The sequence below is a fragment of the Pseudomonas sp. GNP014 genome (assembly GCF_054344005.1).
In genome coordinates, this window is record NZ_JBTGUS010000001.1 from 2735687 (window position 1) to 2752656 (window position 16970).

Here is a 16970-nt window from a genome sequence, read left to right on the forward strand (position 1 = left end):
ACCATGCTGACACCCACCAGACTTCTTATTGCCTTCAGTTTTCTGGCCGTTAGTACTCAGGTCAACGCCGCCTGCACCACCCAGAGTTTCGACGGCACATCCATGTCGCGCTGCAATGTCTGGCCGGCCTTCCCGAGTCAGGCGATCTCGGTGAAATCCACCTACCTTGCCGATTCCGGCGGCGATGATGCCGGGGTATTCGACCTGGACCTGTCGATCGTCAATGCCAGTAACGCCAAGCCCATCGCCACTTATCGCAAACCGGGGGCCTTCAACTCCGATGCGGTGCGCTTTGATGATCTGCGCATCGACACCGCTCGCTATCGCCTGGCGCCGGAGGTTCGGGCCTTTGGCCTGCGCGCCAAGTTCGTGCACAGTTCCCATGCCATTCCCTATGAGAAAACCGATCTGGCGTTGTATGTGCGTGAGGGTGATGAGTTGCGTCCGGTACTCGAAGGCCTCGTCGTGTACAAGAACAACGGTGAATTCACCAATGACTGCGAAGGCTATACCCGGGAAATCCGCAGGACGCTCGACATCGGCCCGTCGAGTCATCATGGTTTCGCCGACCTGATCGTCACCACCCGTGGCACAAAAATGAAGAACACCCGATCCGCCAGCCAGTGCGTGTCGAAAACCACTCACCTGAAAAGCCAACAGATCACCCTGACCTACGACGGCCAGCAATACATCGTCCCCGAAGACCTCAGAGGTTACTGAACCGATGCTCACCGGCCTCAACCACCTGACCCTGGCGGTCAGCGATGTGGATCGCAGCCTGGCGTTTTATCACGAGTTGCTGCAACTGCGCGTCGAAGCGACATGGGACGCCGGTGCCTACCTGTCGCTGCCGGGGCTGTGGTTGTGTCTGTCACTCGATCCGCAGCGCCTGTCAGCGCCCGCCGTCGATTACACCCATTACGCGTTCAGCCTCGGCGAGGTGGATTTTCCGCACTTCGTCCAGCGGCTAAAAGCGGCCAACGTGCAGCAATGGCGGGACAACCGCAGCGAAGGTGCATCGTTCTACTTTCTCGACCCTGATGGCCACAAGCTCGAAGTCCACGTCGGTGATCTGGCCTCGCGACTGGCAGCGTGTCGGTTCAAACCGTACACCGGCATGCGTTTTTACGACGAGTCATGATCAGACACATTTGTCTGTTATAGACTGGCCACCACGTGTAATGGCCCCGTGCAGGTTTTCCATGACTCCATCGTTGTTACTGGCCGTGCTGGCCTCGGGTTTCATCTATGGCATCACGCCGGGTCCTGGCGTGCTGGCGGTGTTCGGCATTGGCGCGGCCCACGGACGGCGGGCCGGGGCCGGGTTTCTCTGCGGGCATCTGCTCGGCGATGTGGTCTGGTGCAGCACCGCGCTGATCGCCATTGTCGGCGCCCGGGAAATCGGCAGCACTGCGTTCGATGTACTCGGCGTGCTCAGCGGTTTGTACCTGTTCTGGCTTGGCTGGCGTGCAGTGCGTGCTCAGCGTCGCAGCGGTGACGAACCGCAAGGCGCGGCGCGCCAGCCGTTCTGGCACGGTATTGTGTTCGGTCTGACCAATCCCAAGGCGTACCCGGTGGCAGTCGCGACGTTCACCGCGCTGCTGTCGAGCCGCGCTGAATTGCTGAACTGGTCGATGCTGCCGGCGCTGATCGCCCTGAGCTTCCTCGGCGGACTGCTGGCCTACGCTATCCTGATTGGCGTGGTCGGCGCGCAGCGCGTGCGGACGCTGTATCAGCGTCACGAATTGCTGATCACGCGGTTGTGTGGCGTGATGTTCATCGGTTTCGCCATCAACGCGCTGATGCATGCGCTGCCGGGGCTGATGCCGAACAAGGCTTGAAGGTGTGTGCAGGGATGCGCAATCAAGAGGTCACGGATGGTTGATCAGTGCTGCATTACCCGGACACCCACGCTGAACCATGGAAAGCCGAAATTCCGCGCCGTTGGCGAGTTTTATTGATTTATTGCTGGATGCCGTTTGCGCGGTCGACAAGCAGGGCCGTTTCGTTTTTGTCAGCGCTGCTTGCGAGCGGATCTTCGGTTACACACCTGAAGAGCTGATCGGCCGGCAAATGATCGAACTGGTGCACCCGGCCGACCGTCAGCGCACCCTGGCCGCCGCCCATGAAATCATGGGTGGCGACCCCAAACACAACTTCGAAAACCGCTACGTGCGCAAGGATGGCAGCGTCGCCCATATCCTCTGGTCGGCACGCTGGTCGGAAGTCGATCAACTGCGCATTGCCGTGGCCCGCGACATCACCGAACGCAAGCAGGCCGAATCCCGGCAGGCGGCGTTGTATGCGATCTCGGAGGCGGCGCACGTGGCAGAGGATTTGCTGGCGCTGTTCAAGCGCATCCACCTGATCATTGGCGAATGGCTACCGGCGCTGAACTTCTCCGTGGCGCTGTACGATGAACATTGCGCCAAGCTGAATTTCCCTTACCACGTCGATGACCACGAATTGCAGCCCGAGCAACCGGGCACGGTCACCGGACGTCTGTGCACGCAAGTGATCCGCAGCGGTCAACCGATCCTGCTGACACCGGACAGTCCCGATGCCTCTCCCGAATTCGCCGCGTTGGTGGCCGGGCAGGATTCACCCTGCTGGCTCGGCGTGCCGTTGCACTCGAAAAACGGCACCATCGGCGCACTGATCGTAAAGAGTCTGCCCGGCGGCGAGCGCTACACCGAACAGGACAAGGAACTGCTGCAATACGTCTGTGCCCAGGTCGCGACTGCCATCGAGCGTCAGCAATTGCATGCACGGCTCAAGCGCATGGCGCAGTACGACCAACTGACGCAGTTGCCCAATCGCGAATTGCTCCGGGATCGCCTCAAATCTGCGCTCGCCAGCGCCCGGGAAGCGTCGGGCAACATGGCGCTGCTGTATGTCGATCTGGATCGCTTCAAGCAGGTCAATGACACCTTTGGTCACGCCGTTGGCGACATGCTGTTGCAAACCGTGGCCAACCGGTTGAAGGGGTGCGTGCGCGAGACTGATACCGTCGCGCGCATCGGTGGCGATGAGTTCATCGTGCTGCTGCACAGCGTTCACGTCGCGGAAGATGCCGACAGCGTGGCGCAAAAAATCCGCCAGGTGCTGGTGCAACCGATGCGTCTGGACGGTCACAACCTGCACATCGAACCGAGCATCGGTGTCGCCCGTTACCCGGAACACGGCAGTGAAGAACAACAGCTGTTTCGCCACGCCGATCAGGCCATGTACACGGCGAAACGCTTGAACCATCGGGCGCTGGATATCTGATCGGCGGCGCGCCGTTCGTCGCGACATCGGCAACTTTTCTAAACCTTTGCCAGCCAGAAAATTCTCAATTCAGGTGGGCAGTTGCTCGCGACGATCAATACCAAGAGGTAGAGAATCATGCCTAATTCAAGAAACTCGAACTCGGGAAACTTCGCTAACGATCGAACGAAGGCGTCTGAAGCCGGTCGCAAAGGTGGGAAAACCACCACCACGACCGTCGATAAAGAGCCTGCGAAAACCGAAATGGGCCGCAAGCCCGCTCAAAAATCGAAGTAAGTGAAGGTTGTTTTGATTGAGAGGCGGGGGCGTAAGCTCCCGCTTGAATTTCGAATGAAGGAGGGCGCGACCATGAGCCGGATGGCCACCCGTATACGTAACGCTGTTTTTGCACCTGTGTGGGGCCTGCTGTTGAGCGTGTGTGCCACTGGCGTTTTTGCCCAGTCGCCCACCGATTTCATCAACGATGCCTCCGCCAAAGGCATGGCCGACATCGAGGCCAGTCGTCTGGCCCACAGCAAGGCCGAATCGAAAGAGGTCAAGGACTACACCATCGTTGTCATCAACGATCGCACCACGGCCAATCAGCACCTGGCGAAAATCGCCAAGAAGCTTGATCTGCCGGTGGCGCCCCGTGAAGAACTCGCAGACAAGGCCAAGGAATTGATGCCGCAGGTGACCGATGGCGCTTCTTTCGATCAGGCCTATGCCGCCAGTCAGGTCAAAGCCACTGAAGAGGCCATCGAGCAGATTCAGCAGGAGGCACAAAACACTGACGTGCCGGAAATCAAAGCCTTCGCGGATGAAACGTTGCCCAAGCTGCAAAGCCATCTGCAAATGGCTCGCCAGTTACAGGCCAGCCGCTGATCAAGATATGAAGATCGCAGCCCTCGATAGCTCCGGCACTCTTTCTGCAGGAGCTGCCGAAGGCTGCGATCTTTTGCTTTTATCTGACCATCAACACTCATTCAGATCCTGTTTCGACTTGCTCTTCTCGCCCAGCCCCTCAAGATTGAACACTTCCCCTTCGCCCAACGCACGGTAATGCCTGCGCAGCGCTTCCAGTTGCTTCAAATCCAGCGCCTCCAGCCCGAGCATCGCGTTCTGCGCCTCTTTGGTCACCAACAGCAACTCGTCGATCTTCAAATGCAGGATGTCGGTGTCGCGGTTTTGGGTGTTCTGGATCAGGAACACCATCAGAAAGGTGATGATGGTCGTCGAGGTATTGATGATCAGTTGCCAGGTGTCGTTGTAATGAAAAATCGGCCCACTCAAGCCCCACAGTCCAATCAGGATCAGCGCCCCCATAAACGTCTTGGGGCTACCGGCCCACAGGGCGAGCTTCTGGGAGATTTTCGCGAATTTCATTGCCGTGTTCCTCATAAGGAATGCCTGAAATTCAGACAGTGACGGCGGGATGAAAATTCTACCGGTGGCGCATCTGTCCCTGAGAAACCGGTCTTTCGACCGGCATTCTCACGAGTACGCTATGCCTTGAGCTCGACGTCGACCTGCCACTGGAAATACCCCACGGCCTCACACTGTTGATTGACCAGCATGAAGCTCAAGTGGCAATGGGCAGTGCCGCTGTTTTTCGGTGTGCAGATCCAGAGGTGATCATCGGCGTTCTTGCTGCCCGGTTCAGCCGGGTTGTCCGGATTGGGGGCGGGCACCGTCAGGTTGGTGTGGACCTCCAGGCGCGGATCGGACAAGGCGTCGCCATCAGCGGTCAGGGCGTACATGACAACGCTGTGTTCTGCGATCAGGCTGACGGATCTTGCGCGCACATGCAGGTCACGATCAATGTCCCCCGTAATCGTTAATTTACTGTCATTTGTGACTATTTCTTTCGAGTTGTCACCCGTGGCGAAAAAGATGAAGCCGTCGGCAATGCTTGTCGGCGCAGCAGCGTCCAGGCTGGGATTCGGATACCGGGAAAGCACGGATTCGGCATCGACGATCAGCAGCACATTTTGTGCGCTGGTGGCGCCGGATGAGGGGGAACGGATCGGTTCGCTGGTCATCATGGATTCCTTTCATGATGGTGGCTCAAGGCGACAGCCGCTTCGGTCAAGGCAACGCATCCTGTTCCGGCCGGGGCGGCGACGGATCGGTAAAGCCCCTCGTTGCCAAGGGGCTCGACGCATCATCAGTTGTGGATCGAGATGAACGGGTCCCACGAGCAGCAGCCGATGATCTGGCAGTTGCGGTCAACGATCAGGAAGTGGAAGTGATAGGTCACGCGACCGCAGTCCAGGGTCTCGGATGACCAGTAATGGTTATCGACTTTCTGGCAGCTCGGCACGGATGGATTGCTGGTGTTCGGCACCGCCACACAGGCGCTGGCCTTGCGTGGCGAGGGTGGGGAGATCAGGTCGGCGCCGGCGTTGCCAATGAATTTGTAGAAAATCACCGCCTGTTCGAAGCTCTGCGACAGACTGGTTTCACGCCAGCGGATCAGGTCGCCGACCTGCGCCTTGAGATCCAGTTCGCCACCGGCCTGACCGCTGACGACGTTGTCCTGATTGGTAACCATGTACACATGTTTCCAATCGATCAGCGTCGGATTTTTCGGGTCCTTGCTGATGTTTGGATACTTTTTCAGAATGGTTTCGGTGTCGATCGAAACCAGAATATCTGTCACTCGAGACATGGTAATGCTCCTTTTTCATAGTGAACGCCGGCCCGCAGTCCAGGCACGACGACGCTTGCTTGCCGTATGGCGTTTGCGAGCACACTACTGGGGGAACCCACCGGTCACGAGAGATGAGCAGGCCGTGCTCCTTGCACGAAATCGTCTGATCGGGTTCCTTCCGATTGCCGCCACTTGACTATAGGTTTGTTTTTTTAGCTGTCAAAATCGCTTTTATGCGACTCGACGGACGGTCGCGGCATTCATAACGACCAATCGGTCTGCGATAAGCCGGCGCGGTGATCTGACATCGTTTGCAATCAGTCGCTGTGGAACTGCCCACTGCGCTGCCTGTATCGTGACGAACCGCTGCCATGCCCCCGACAGGAGAACGCAATGAGTTGGTCCGCCAGACAATACGTCGCTTTCGAAGATGAACGCACCCGCCCGGCCCGCGATCTGCTGGCGGCGATTCCCACGGCACAGGCACGAACGGTGGTCGATATCGGCTGCGGTCCCGGTAACTCGACAGAACTGCTGGTGCAGCGTTTTGCGCAAGCCACGGTCAGCGGCCTGGACAGTTCCTCCGACATGATCGAGGCCGCGCGCAAGCGCTTGCCGCAGTTGCAGTTCGACGTCGCGTACATCGATAAATGGGCCGATGTCGGCCCTTACGATGTGATCTTTGCCAACGCCGTGCTGCAGTGGCTGCCGGATCACGCAACATTGTTACCGGCACTCGCCGGCAAGTTGTCGGCCGGTGGCAGTCTGGCGATCCAGATGCCGGACAACCTCAACGAGCCGTCCCACCGCTTGATGCGTGAAGTCGCTGCGAATGGCCCGTGGGCGAGCAAGCTCAGCGGCGCAGCGGGGCAACGTACCGACATGGCGAGTGCGAGCGATTACTTCTCCATGCTGCGACCGCACTGTGCGCGGGTCGATGTGTGGCGCACGACCTATCACCATCAGCTGTCTGGCGGGGCGGCGGGGGTGGTGGAGTGGTTCAAGGGCAGCGGCTTGATTCCGTTTTTGAGTCCGCTGACCGAGGAGGAAAAGACGCAGTACCTGGAGCAGTATCTGGCGGAGGTTGAGCGGGCTTATCCGGCGTTGGCGGATGGCTCGGTGTTGTTGCCGTTTCCCAGGTTGTTTATCGTCGCGACCCGATAAAATCAATTCGGACTGTTGTCCGGCTTGAGATTTTGGCTGCACTTTCGGACAGGCCCCTCACCCCAGCCCTCTCCCGAGGGAGAGGGAGCCGAGTTATGTTGTTTCAAAAACCTGAGTTCGCCTCGATTTCGCACGTCGGTGTAGCTCGTACTGGCACCGCGTTCAGTCCCCTCTCCCTATGGGAGAGGGTTAGGGTGAGGGGGCTTCTCAAGTTGTAAACCCGCTCAGCGCTGCACCGCCACCAGCATCATCATCGGCCGCTCCCGCTCTTCCGCCAGCGCCGGTTGCGCCGCCACCTCCGCATCGCTCGGGCCCCATTCATTGACATGGCGAATGGCGAACCCTGCATCGATCAACGAATTCAGCAGCGTTCCTACCGTCCTATGCTGCTTGATCACTCCCTCGGCCAACCAGTTTGTCACCCGTTCTCCTTCCATCTGATAGCTGTCCAGCGGCCAACGCTTGTTACCTTCAGCATCAATCAACCAGCCCGGATTACGCGGTGCCATAAAGATTGGATGCTCAATGGAAAACACAAAATGCGAACCCGGTTTCAGCGCCGTGTACAACTGAGCAAACAGCCCCGGCAAATCCTTGATGTAATGCAGCGCCAGTGAGCTGTAAGCCAGATCGAAACTGCAGGCGGGCAAGTCGAGCTGTTCCAGATCGGCGCGCTCATAGCGAATGTTCGCCGCCGCCGTGGTCGCCCGCGCGCGCTCCAGCATCTTCTCCGAAACATCCAGCGCCAACACACTGGCCGCGCCATGCTCGACCGCCCAACGGCTGAACCAGCCATAACCGCAGCCCAGATCCACCACGTTCAAACCATGCATGGAGGGCAGCAATGCCTTGAGCGCCGGCCACTCCGGCGCCGCGTCGAGGCCGCCGATTGAGCGGTTCATCTGGCTGTAGCCCTGGAAGAACTCGGGATCGTCGTAAATGTTTTGCGTCATGGTGAAGTGCTCTTTTGAGTTCGATCGTCAGCGGCAAAGTGGCCGCGATTGGAATCCCTCGAAAGTGATGGCGCGTATTCGTCGATGGCCGCGCAGGGGGAGGGTGGTGGGTGATGGGGAAATGCTAGTCGGTTGGGCGGGAGGTGAAAACCGGTGGAGTGTAGTGGATCTGTAATGTGAATCGCCAACCTCAATCCCCGGACACAAAAAATCGGTTCTTTATGCGCGTTTTTGCTGTGCCTTCATTCCCCGTCAAAAAATCACGACGTGAGACCAATGTTTGAGTGAAGCGGGTAGAAGGATGATTTCTGGCATCCAATCCATTTGCGAGTAATGCATTTTTGTCTGCCTTCGAACGGAGGGCAGGGCTACATCGAGATCAAACTAGCTAGGGGCATCAAGCGATGCCTCAGTGGCTAACGGCTTAAACCAGAAGGGGTCGTTCATCAACGGCTGCTATCGGCCGAGGCTGTGTAAAAACGTTTTTCAGCGCGACAGGTACTCAAGCCCGGACTGAGAATCGCGCTTCTACGTAAAATCCGCACCTGCTGATGTGCCGATAAATTTCAGATTCGACGTAAACGCGCACACTCCAATTTTGGCGAAGCGTTTTTACACACTCTGGGCCGAACGCTGCCGTTCGCGAATGGTAACCAGTGGAATACGATAATCGGCAGATGAGAGATGGGGTTTTCGATGGAATGAAATAGCCCGGCAATCGGTCGGGCGTTTTTGAAATTCAATATCGTACTCAGGCCTGCTTTTCACGCGCCGCCAACATCACTTCATTCTGTTTTTTGGTAGCTTCGGTCAGCACTTCACTGTAAACGCGCTTCTTTTCTTTCGATTTCGCATTTCGAATGAAGTCTGCGAATGGACTCCTGGACTCCTTTGTGGATCCGAGTTTCATTGGGTTGCCTCGTCATTGATCCCAAGCATGGTCATCAGGTCGTGTCTTGCTTCTCGGGGATAGGGTGGTCAAAGCCCCTGGGTGCGGATCATTCCCTTGAGCAGACTGCACTTGTTGTCATTAGAGAAACCGAAGCGGAGAGGGGGGACTGGCGAATCTGCAATCTACGGTGTGTTGCTGAATGGTTCTGCGCTGTCGAAGCGGCCAACCTCAAATCCCAGCCACAAAAAAACCGGCCCTGTAGGCCGGTTTTTTCTATTCCTGCATCCCCCGTCAAAAAACACAACGTGAGACCAAAATTCGAGTGGAGCGGGTAGAGGGAATCGAACCCTCGTCGGAAGCTTGGGAAGCTACTGTTCTACCATTAAACTATACCCGCTCAGAGCGGCTGACTTTGTACCAGACTCGGCCACGGATTTGAAGTTTTTCTTTTACTCATGAACGCTTTAAATTGCTGAAAACGGTCAATCGCGGGCGAGCACTGCGGTGCGCAAAGCAAAATCCCAACCCTGCAGCCTCGCTCGCGACGACGCTTTTTCAAATGGCCAGTGCATGTTGATCCTGAACAAACGAGTAACGCGTTCGGCTGGCCTGCTGCGCCGGTTTCAGAAAGCCGAGCAAGGCGTTCTGGCTATCGCGGCAGGCGGCCTTGTGTTCCATGTCGAGGAAGTGCCCGGTGGCTTGCAGCGTAGTGAAGGTGCTGTGTGCCACGTGGTTGCCGAACAGGCGAGCGTCTTCAGCGGCGGTGTATTCGTCCCATTCGCCGTTTAGAAACAGCACCGGCACGTTGATCTTTTTCGCTGCATTCAGATAGCACTGCCGATCGCTGTGCAGCACGTCGCTGATGTGGAAGTGCATCTGTCCGTATTCGTGTTCCGCCAGGCTGCTGACGTGGCGATAGTTGAAGCGCTTGAACAGTGACGGCAGGTGTTTGCCGATGGTGTTGTTGACCAGGTGCCCGACGCGATCGCCGTCGCGCTGCCCGAGGTAATCGACGCCGCGCTCAAGGTAATCGAGCATGTGTGCGTTGATCACTGGCGAGAACGAGCTGATCACCGCTCGTTCGATCCGCCGTGGCTGTTGCGCGAGAGCAACCAGCGTAGCTGCGCCGCCCCAGGAAAAAGAGAGCACGTGTTCGGCGGCGAAGTGGTCGATCAGCTCGAGCAGGATCTGCCCTTCGACTTCCTTCGTCAGATGTTTCTCGTGTCGGTTGTGGGCTTTTGACCGGCCCGCGTAGGGCTGGTCGTAGCAAACCACGTTGAATTGCGGGTGCAGGTTTTTCACAGTCTGTGCAAACGACGCAGTCGTGGCCATCGAGCCGTTGACCAGGATGATGGTCTTTTCTGCGGCGTCTGCGCGATAGAACTCCGTGTAAACCCGATACTGACCCTGTATATCCAGCACAGCGATTTCTGGCCTCATGTCATAAGACTCCTGGCAAGCAAGCGGGTATGCGCGCAAATAGAGATTGCACGAGCTTTGTGACAGGTAGGCATACGCCTGGAATTTGCTTGGCCCATGTCGATCCATGACTACGGTCGACGGGTGTTGTTATTGGCGGGCAGTCTGCCGGCTGAGGCGGAGCCTTGAAGGCTCTCTACCGGCAAAAAGTTTCTTGGATGTATGTTGTGACTCATCGGTCACAATCTGGCCGACGTCCTGATTCAAGCAGGGGGATGGGGATCGCGCAAGTGCCGTTGGTAAATTGTTCGACAACTTCTGCTGAGCGGTCGCGGGCTTAGAACAAATGGATCTCTTCGGTGCGCAAAGCACGGTACTCGCCCGGTTTTAGCGCGTTATCGAGCAGTAGCGGGCCCATGGATTCGCGGTGCAGGCGCAGGACTTTGTTGTTGAAGAACCCAAACATGCGCTTCACCTGATGGTAACGACCCTCGACGATGCTTAACCGCGCCGAGCGTGGGCCGAGCCGTTCCAGATGCGCCGGTTGTGTGGTCAGGTCCTCGAAGGCGAAGTAGATGCCCTCGGCGAAGGTGATCGCGTATTCCGGCCCGATCGCTTCTTCGGTTTCGACGTAATAGACCTTCGGCAGCTTGGTCTGTGGCTGGGTCAGGCGTCGCGACCAGGCGCCGTCGTTGGTGATCAGCATCAGGCCGGTGGTGTTGAAGTCCAGACGCCCGGCGATGTGCAGATCGTCCTTGTCGGGTTCGTCGATCAGGTCGAGCACGGTCGGGTGCTGCGGGTCGCGGGTGGCGCTGACGCAGCCCGGTGGTTTGTGCAGCATGAAGTAGCGCGCCGGTTTACCGACCTGTAACACTTCGTCGTCGACTTCGACTCGGCTGAAGTCGAGTACTTCGCTGTGGGGATCGCTGACGACTTTTCCGTCAATCCGCACGCGCTTTTCCACCAGCAACAGGCGAACCTGCTGACGGTTGTAGCGGGGCAGGTTGCTGAGGAAACGATCGACACGCATGTTCAGAATTCGCAGGGTGAAAGGCCGCGCATCTTACGGGATCGACGGCCGGGTCGCTTGCAGTTGCGCCTCGACCTGCGCGCAACGCGGGCACAGGCAGGATTGGTTGCGCAGTTCTGGCGGCAGCGCCTGGAGCACGGCCGGGTCGATAGTCACGCCATAGCACCAGCATTCGCGGTCGGCGGTGTGCGGGTCGGCGAGGCTGCAGTCGTTGCGGGCGCCGCAGGCCGGGCAATGGTCGGTTTTAACGTCAGAGTCAGGCATAAGTCGAGTGAGGCATTTCCACGCAGATTCGGTTGCGGCCGGTTTGTTTGGCCCGGTACATCGCATGATCGGCCCGCGACAGCAGGCTGTGCAAGGTGTCATCGCGTTGCAGGGTGGTGACACCGATGCTCACCGTCAGGTTGAGGCTGTGGCCGTTGTAGGCATATTCGTGCTGTTCGACATGTTGGCGGATCTTCTCGGCAATTTTCTGAGCGGTGTCGCCGTCGGTGTCCTTCAGCAAAACGATAAATTCCTCACCACCCCAACGGCAGACAATGTCGGCGTGGCGTAGGCAGCTTTGCAGATCGCGGGCAAAACCGATCAACACCTGATCGCCGGCCATGTGTCCGTAGGTGTCGTTCAACACTTTGAAGTGATCGAGGTCGAGCAACAACGCGGTCAGTGGTTTGGTCTCGCGTTGCGCTTCGTGCAGGGCCTGTGCGGCGAGAATGTCGAAGCCTCGGCGGTTGGGCAGTTCGGTGAGGCTGTCGAGGGTGGCCTGGGCGTGGATTTTGCGCTGGAAACGTTTGATCACACGGTTGAGCAACGCCAGGACAATCAGCGTCACCAGCAGGCAGATCAGCAGATTCAAGTACAGCGACTGACGGATTTCACTCAGCGCGCCGTCCTCGCGTTTATCGACGAACAGGTACCAGTTCAACTCCGGAATAAACCGCACGTTGAGAAAATGCCCCTGACCATGGGTGGCATATTCGTAGCTGCCGCTGTGCGGTTTGGGCAATTGACTGACCAGGCCTTTCAGGCTTTCGAGTTCACCGAGACGCTGGCCGATGTGCGCACCTTCCGGGCCGCCGTCGGCACCGGTCAACACCAGCCGGCCGAAGGTATCGACGAAATACACGCTGCGTTGATAGCGCTGTTGATACTTGTCGATCAGCTTGATCACCGCGTCCACGGTCAGGCCGACGCCCGCCGCGCCGATGAAGCGGTTGTGGTAGTCGTAGACCTTGTAGTTGATGAAGAACGTCAGGTTGTCCTTGTTGGCCAGATCCGGGTCGACGTTGATTTCGTACGGGTCTTTCATGTCGCGCACGCGGAAGTACCAGGTGTCGCGCGGCTCATCGACCTTGACCTGCTTGAGCACGCCTTTGGCGTGGTAATAGGTGTGGGTGCTGTCGGACACGAAAAACGCCGTATAGGCGCCGTAATGGGTCATGACCTCGTCGAGGTAGCGGGTCATCTGCTCGGGGTTCTGTTCACCGTTGACCACCCAGTCGCGCATGAAAGTATCGCGGGACATCATCGAAGAAATCAGGATCGGCCGGACCAGGTCTTTCTGGATTTCCGAGTAGACCGTGTCGGAGGTCAGCGGCAGTTCGGTGTTGACGATGCTGTCGCGGATCGATGCGCGGGAGGCGTAGTAGCTCAGCAACGACGTGGCGAGGAACCCGGCGCCGAGGAGGGCGATCAGCGTCAGGACCAGCGAGCGTTGCGAGTACAGGGGAGAACGAAGCGGCATGGCGGTTCCGTTGGCAGTGGCCCGATGGCATGCATTCTAGTGGGATGGCCGGGAAAAGACTGCGGGATTTATGCCTGAAATGGCAGGGGATATGGCGCAGAGGGTGTGCCAGGAGGATCGCTCCCCTCACCCCAACCCTCTCCCGGAGGGAGAGGGGGCTAAATTGTGGTGATTTCAAAAGTTGTGTTCGGCTCGGTATCACCGAATGGCAACCACCTGGCAAACACCTCGGTCAGTCTCCTCTCTCCCCGGGAGGGAGAGGGGCTAAATTGTGGTGATTTCAAAAATTGTGTTCGGCTCGGTATTACCGAATGGCAACCACCTGGCAAACACCTCGCTCAGTTCCCTCTTTCTCCGGGAGGGAGAGGGGGCTAAATTGTGGTGATTTCAAAAGTTGTGTTCGGCTCGATATCACCGAATGGCAACCACCTGGCAAACACCTCGGTCAGTTGATCTGGCTTAATGATTCTGGACACCCTTAAAGGGCGGTAATCTACGCCCAGCGAAGAGGTGGCATTTGACTAGACGATATTTTTCGACAGATTTCAAACGGGATGCGGCTTGCCTGGTTTTGGATAAAGACTATTCGGTGAGTGAAGCCTGCGAAGCAATGGGCGTCGGACCTACAGCACTGCGTCGCTGGGTTGAGCAGTTGCGAGCTGAGCGCAACGGTAAGACGCCTGAGAAGTCCAAGGCCATGACTCCTGACCAACAACGCATCCAAGAACTGGAAGCAAAAATCCGACGGATTGAGCGAGAGAAGGAAATCTTAAAAAAGGCTACGGCTCTCTTGATGTCGGATTCCCTCGATCAGTAAGGCTGGTCGAGGAGTTAAGCGAGCAATATCCAAGATCCGAGTTGTGTGGCGTGTTTGGTATCAACCGCAGCAGTTATTACGAGCGTCTGAAACAGCGGACAAAAGTGGATGCCGAGCGCGAGCGCCTCAAGATCAAGGCTGCTGAATTACATAAGCAAAGTCGCGGTTCAATGGGCGCGCGCAGCCTGTCAAAGGCGTTGTGTAACGAAAAGGAGTCGGTAGGTCGTTACATGGCTCGTAGCCTGATGCTCGAGATCGGATTGAAGAGCCAGCAACGACGCAGACATCGTTACAAACCTAGCGGCGCAGAGGCTCAATACGCCCCCAATCATTTGGAGCGTAAATTCAACGTTGAGGCGCCCAATCAAGTGTGGTGTGGCGATGTGACTTACATTTGGGCCGGTACTTACTGGGTTTATCTGGCTGCGGTACTAGACTTGCATGCCCGACGCATCGTCGGTTGGGCGATATCAAGAAGTCCCGATTCGGCTCTGACCTGTAAAGCGTTGAGGATGGCTTTCGAGTCGCGAGGACGCCCTGAAAACTTGATGTTCCATTCGGATCAGGGTTGTCATTACAGCAGCAAAATGTTCCGAGAAACGCTGTCGGAGATGCGAATAAAACAAAGCATGAGTCGACGAGGAAACTGCTGGGATAACGCCCCGATGGAACGTTTCTTTGGCAGTTTGAAATCTGAATGGATACCCAAGGTCGGTTATCGAAACGAAGATGAAGCCAGTAGCGATGTGCTGCGCTACCTGACCCACTATTACAATCGGATCAGGCTACACAGTCACAACGGCTATCGAACTCCGGTAGACATGGAAACCCTGGCGGCATGAAAAGGGATAAAACCCTATAACTGTGTCCAGGATCGTTTGACCAGATCAAGTCCCCTCTTCTCCCCGGGAGGGAGAGGGGCTAAATTGTGGTGATTTCAAAAGTTGTGTTCGGCTCGGTATCACCGAATGGCAACCACCTGGCAAACACCTCGGTCAGTCTCCTCTCTCCCCGGGAGGGAGAGGGGCTAAATTGTGGTGATTTCAAAAATTGTGTTCGGCTCGGTATCACCGCATGGCAACCACCTGGCAACCACCTCGGTCAGTCCCCTTGCCCTCCTGAGAGGGGGCTAAATTTTGCTGAGTTCAAAACTTGAGTTCGACGGAGTATCACTGAATGACAACCCTCTTACAGATACCTCGGTCAGTCCCCTCTCCCTCCGGGAGAGGGCTAGGGTGAGGGTTGGTTTTTGGATCAGCTCCGAGTTTCAAGATACGCCCGCCACCCGCCCAAATGGCTGATGTCCAGCGCACCTTCCAGACCATACGGTTCGCAGATAAACCCGCTCTCCCAACGCCCATCCGCCAACTGCACCTTGCCCAGTCCAAGCGGCGCCGGAATCCCGGTCAGGAACGAGCCCAATTCGCTGCTCGGCAACTCCCACACTTCCACCGCAATCGCCACGCCGCCATGCTTGACTCGTACCATCCCCGGACGCAGTGGTGGGCCGCCGGCCAACGCATACAGTTGATAGTCCGGCGAACTGAACGTTGTCTCCAGCAAGCGCCCACCCCGCTGTGTGAGTTGCCAGTTCAACGCCAACTCCTGCAGATGCGCGCCACACACCACGATGCGTGCGCGATCATGGCGAGCTGCGTTCACCGGTGTCGGCAGGTCGCAATCCAACTGACGCTGCAACGCATCGGCCACGCTCAGCAGGTATTGATCGGTAAACATCCGGCCAAACAACGTCACGCCCCACGGCAAACCGTTGGCCATGAACGCGCTCGGCACGGCGACGGCGGCGTAGTCGAGCAGGTTCATGAAGTTGGTGTAGTAACCCAGTTCGGAGTTGCGCAGCACCGGTTCTGCGTCCAGTTCGGCCAGTGTCACCGGGCGGCCGATGGTCGGGGTCAGTACGCAGTCGAGCCCTTCGAGTGCCTGGTCGCACAGGGCTTTCAGGGCTTGCAAGCGATACTGCGCGCGGAAGGTCTGCACGCCGGTCACCGCTGGCGCTTTGGCCAGCACGGCGCGGATCACCGGCAACACCGCTGCGGGATTCTGCTCCATCAGTTCACCGGCGACGCTGTAGCGCTCGGCGACCCACGGCCCTTCGTAGAGCAAGCGTGCGGCTTCGAGGAACGGCGACAGATCCAGTTCAACCGCTTCGCCACCCAAAGCCTTGAGCCGGTCGATGGCATCGCCAAACAACAACGGGCCTTCGACGCAGCCGAAAAACTCAAGGTCCTGCGCGCGCGGCACACCGAAACGAAACGCCCGTGGCGCACCAAACGCCGAGCCGTCATTCCACGATGGATTGCGGCGGCTGTACTCATCACCCGGATCAAGTTTGGCGGTCAGCGCCAGCAATTGACTGGCCTCACGCGCAGTGGCGGTGAACGTAGTCACGCAATCCAGCGTGCGGCAAGCCGGCAGCACGCCGGCCGTGGAGATCAGGCCTTTACTGGCTTTCAACCCGACCAGGTTGTTCAGCGCCGCCGGCACCCGACCCGAGCCGGCGGTGTCGGTGCCCAGGGCAAAACTCGCCACCCCCAGCGCCACCGCCAGCGACGAACCGGCGCTGGAACCGCCGGACGGATACTCCGCCAACACGCTGTTGGGGCATGCGCCATAAGGCGAGCGACTGCCATTGAGGCCGGTGGCGAACTGATCGAGATTGGTCTTGCCCAGCGGAATCGCCCCCAGCGCCAGCAATTGCTCGACGATGGTCGCCGAGCGCTCGGGCACGTAAGAAAAGTCCGGGCATGCGGCGGTGGTGGGAATGCCGGCCAGATCAATGTTGTCCTTGATCGCGAAGGGCACGCCGCACAGCGGCAGACTGTCGAGGTCACGACCGTCGAGGGCGGCGAGGTACGGCTCCAGTTCTTCGACGCTGAGCAGATGAATGAACAGGTGATAATCCGGGTTCAGCGCGGCGGCTTTTTCCCGCAGCTTCGGCAGCAGCTGACGCGGTGTGGTGGCGCCGCAGCGATAGGCCTGGCGCAGAGCATCGAGTTGCAGATTCATGAGTTGATCCTTATCCAATTGG

The 16970-nt window shown here is 58.0% G+C and carries 18 protein-coding genes and 1 tRNA gene; 8 read left to right on the forward strand and 11 right to left on the reverse strand.

The window, feature by feature from the left end:
* Positions 1–3 precede the first annotated feature (3 nt).
* The 6 genes from ACXX9E_RS12245 to ACXX9E_RS12270 all read left to right on the forward strand — a co-directional run bounded on the left by ACXX9E_RS12245 (position 4) and on the right by ACXX9E_RS12270 (position 4134).
* Positions 4–720, forward strand: a complete 717-nt coding sequence (locus ACXX9E_RS12245; RefSeq protein WP_458555471.1) for a PA3715 family protein — start codon at positions 4–6, stop codon at positions 718–720.
* A 4-nt stretch (positions 721–724) separates the two neighbouring features.
* Positions 725–1141 (forward strand): fosfomycin resistance glutathione transferase, encoded by a 417-nt coding sequence (gene fos, locus ACXX9E_RS12250; protein ID WP_186744542.1) that lies wholly within the window; start codon positions 725–727, stop codon positions 1139–1141.
* Between the two features lie 61 nt (positions 1142–1202).
* A complete protein-coding gene (locus tag ACXX9E_RS12255) occupies positions 1203–1841 on the forward strand; it encodes a LysE family translocator (RefSeq protein ID WP_128614013.1) in 639 nt (212 codons plus the stop codon).
* Between the two features lie 79 nt (positions 1842–1920).
* Positions 1921–3270, forward strand: coding sequence for a sensor domain-containing protein (locus ACXX9E_RS12260; RefSeq protein ID WP_322373925.1), 1350 nt, complete (start codon positions 1921–1923; stop codon positions 3268–3270).
* A 117-nt stretch (positions 3271–3387) separates the two neighbouring features.
* Complete coding sequence (locus ACXX9E_RS12265) at positions 3388–3546, forward strand: KGG domain-containing protein (RefSeq protein WP_003222499.1); 159 nt, start codon at positions 3388–3390, stop codon at positions 3544–3546.
* Positions 3547–3618: 72 nt separating this feature from the next.
* A complete protein-coding gene (locus tag ACXX9E_RS12270; protein WP_458555472.1) occupies positions 3619–4134 on the forward strand; it encodes a DUF4142 domain-containing protein in 516 nt (171 codons plus the stop codon).
* A gap of 90 nt (positions 4135–4224) precedes the next feature.
* On the opposite strand, the gene ACXX9E_RS12275 is transcribed toward ACXX9E_RS12270, so the two are convergent.
* The 3 genes from ACXX9E_RS12275 to ACXX9E_RS12285 all read right to left on the reverse strand — a co-directional run bounded on the left by ACXX9E_RS12275 (position 4225) and on the right by ACXX9E_RS12285 (position 5920).
* Complete coding sequence (locus ACXX9E_RS12275) at positions 4225–4635, reverse strand: low affinity iron permease family protein (RefSeq protein WP_123465408.1); 411 nt, start codon at positions 4633–4635, stop codon at positions 4225–4227.
* Between the two features lie 119 nt (positions 4636–4754).
* On the reverse strand, positions 4755–5291 hold the full coding sequence (locus ACXX9E_RS12280) for an AidA/PixA family protein (RefSeq protein ID WP_458555473.1): 537 nt from the start codon (positions 5289–5291) through the stop codon (positions 4755–4757).
* A 125-nt stretch (positions 5292–5416) separates the two neighbouring features.
* Positions 5417–5920 carry an inclusion body family protein gene (locus tag ACXX9E_RS12285; protein WP_123465412.1) on the reverse strand — a complete coding sequence of 168 codons (504 nt, stop codon included), beginning with the start codon at positions 5918–5920 and terminating at the stop codon, positions 5417–5419.
* Positions 5921–6295: 375 nt separating this feature from the next.
* Here ACXX9E_RS12285 and tam point away from each other — a divergent pair, with 375 nt between their 5' ends.
* The gene (gene tam, locus ACXX9E_RS12290; protein ID WP_458555474.1) at positions 6296–7066 is read left to right on the forward strand and encodes a trans-aconitate 2-methyltransferase; all 771 of its coding nucleotides are present in this window, start codon (positions 6296–6298) and stop codon (positions 7064–7066) included.
* A gap of 224 nt (positions 7067–7290) precedes the next feature.
* Here the strand turns inward: tam and ACXX9E_RS12295 are convergent, their stop codons facing one another.
* From ACXX9E_RS12295 to ACXX9E_RS12325, 7 genes are all read right to left on the reverse strand, one after another.
* On the reverse strand, positions 7291–8019 hold the full coding sequence (locus tag ACXX9E_RS12295; RefSeq protein ID WP_458555475.1) for a class I SAM-dependent methyltransferase: 729 nt from the start codon (positions 8017–8019) through the stop codon (positions 7291–7293).
* A 751-nt stretch (positions 8020–8770) separates the two neighbouring features.
* On the reverse strand, positions 8771–8929 hold the full coding sequence (locus ACXX9E_RS12300) for a hypothetical protein (RefSeq protein ID WP_458555476.1): 159 nt from the start codon (positions 8927–8929) through the stop codon (positions 8771–8773).
* A 305-nt stretch (positions 8930–9234) separates the two neighbouring features.
* Positions 9235–9308: transfer RNA gene (locus tag ACXX9E_RS12305), tRNA-Gly, on the reverse strand.
* A 158-nt stretch (positions 9309–9466) separates the two neighbouring features.
* A complete protein-coding gene (locus ACXX9E_RS12310) occupies positions 9467–10351 on the reverse strand; it encodes an alpha/beta fold hydrolase (protein WP_123465423.1) in 885 nt (294 codons plus the stop codon).
* Positions 10352–10667: 316 nt separating this feature from the next.
* Positions 10668–11360 carry a pseudouridine synthase gene (locus ACXX9E_RS12315; protein WP_128615945.1) on the reverse strand — a complete coding sequence of 231 codons (693 nt, stop codon included), beginning with the start codon at positions 11358–11360 and terminating at the stop codon, positions 10668–10670.
* 33 nt (positions 11361–11393) lie between these two features.
* The gene (locus ACXX9E_RS12320; protein ID WP_458555477.1) at positions 11394–11624 is read right to left on the reverse strand and encodes a cysteine-rich CWC family protein; all 231 of its coding nucleotides are present in this window, start codon (positions 11622–11624) and stop codon (positions 11394–11396) included.
* A complete protein-coding gene (locus ACXX9E_RS12325; protein ID WP_123465429.1) occupies positions 11617–13104 on the reverse strand; it encodes a sensor domain-containing diguanylate cyclase in 1488 nt (495 codons plus the stop codon). The genes ACXX9E_RS12320 and ACXX9E_RS12325 overlap by 8 nt, the downstream gene beginning before the upstream one ends.
* A gap of 517 nt (positions 13105–13621) precedes the next feature.
* On the opposite strand from ACXX9E_RS12325, the gene ACXX9E_RS12330 reads away from it, so the two are divergent.
* A protein-coding gene (locus ACXX9E_RS12330) for an IS3 family transposase (RefSeq protein WP_225931040.1) occupies positions 13622–14763 on the forward strand; the annotation gives its coding sequence in 2 pieces (ribosomal slippage) (positions 13622–13883 and positions 13883–14763; 1143 coding nt in all).
* Between the two features lie 412 nt (positions 14764–15175).
* On the opposite strand, the gene atzF is transcribed toward ACXX9E_RS12330, so the two are convergent.
* Positions 15176–16948, reverse strand: a complete 1773-nt coding sequence (gene atzF / locus ACXX9E_RS12335; RefSeq protein WP_458555478.1) for an allophanate hydrolase — start codon at positions 16946–16948, stop codon at positions 15176–15178.
* Positions 16949–16970 lie beyond the last annotated feature (22 nt).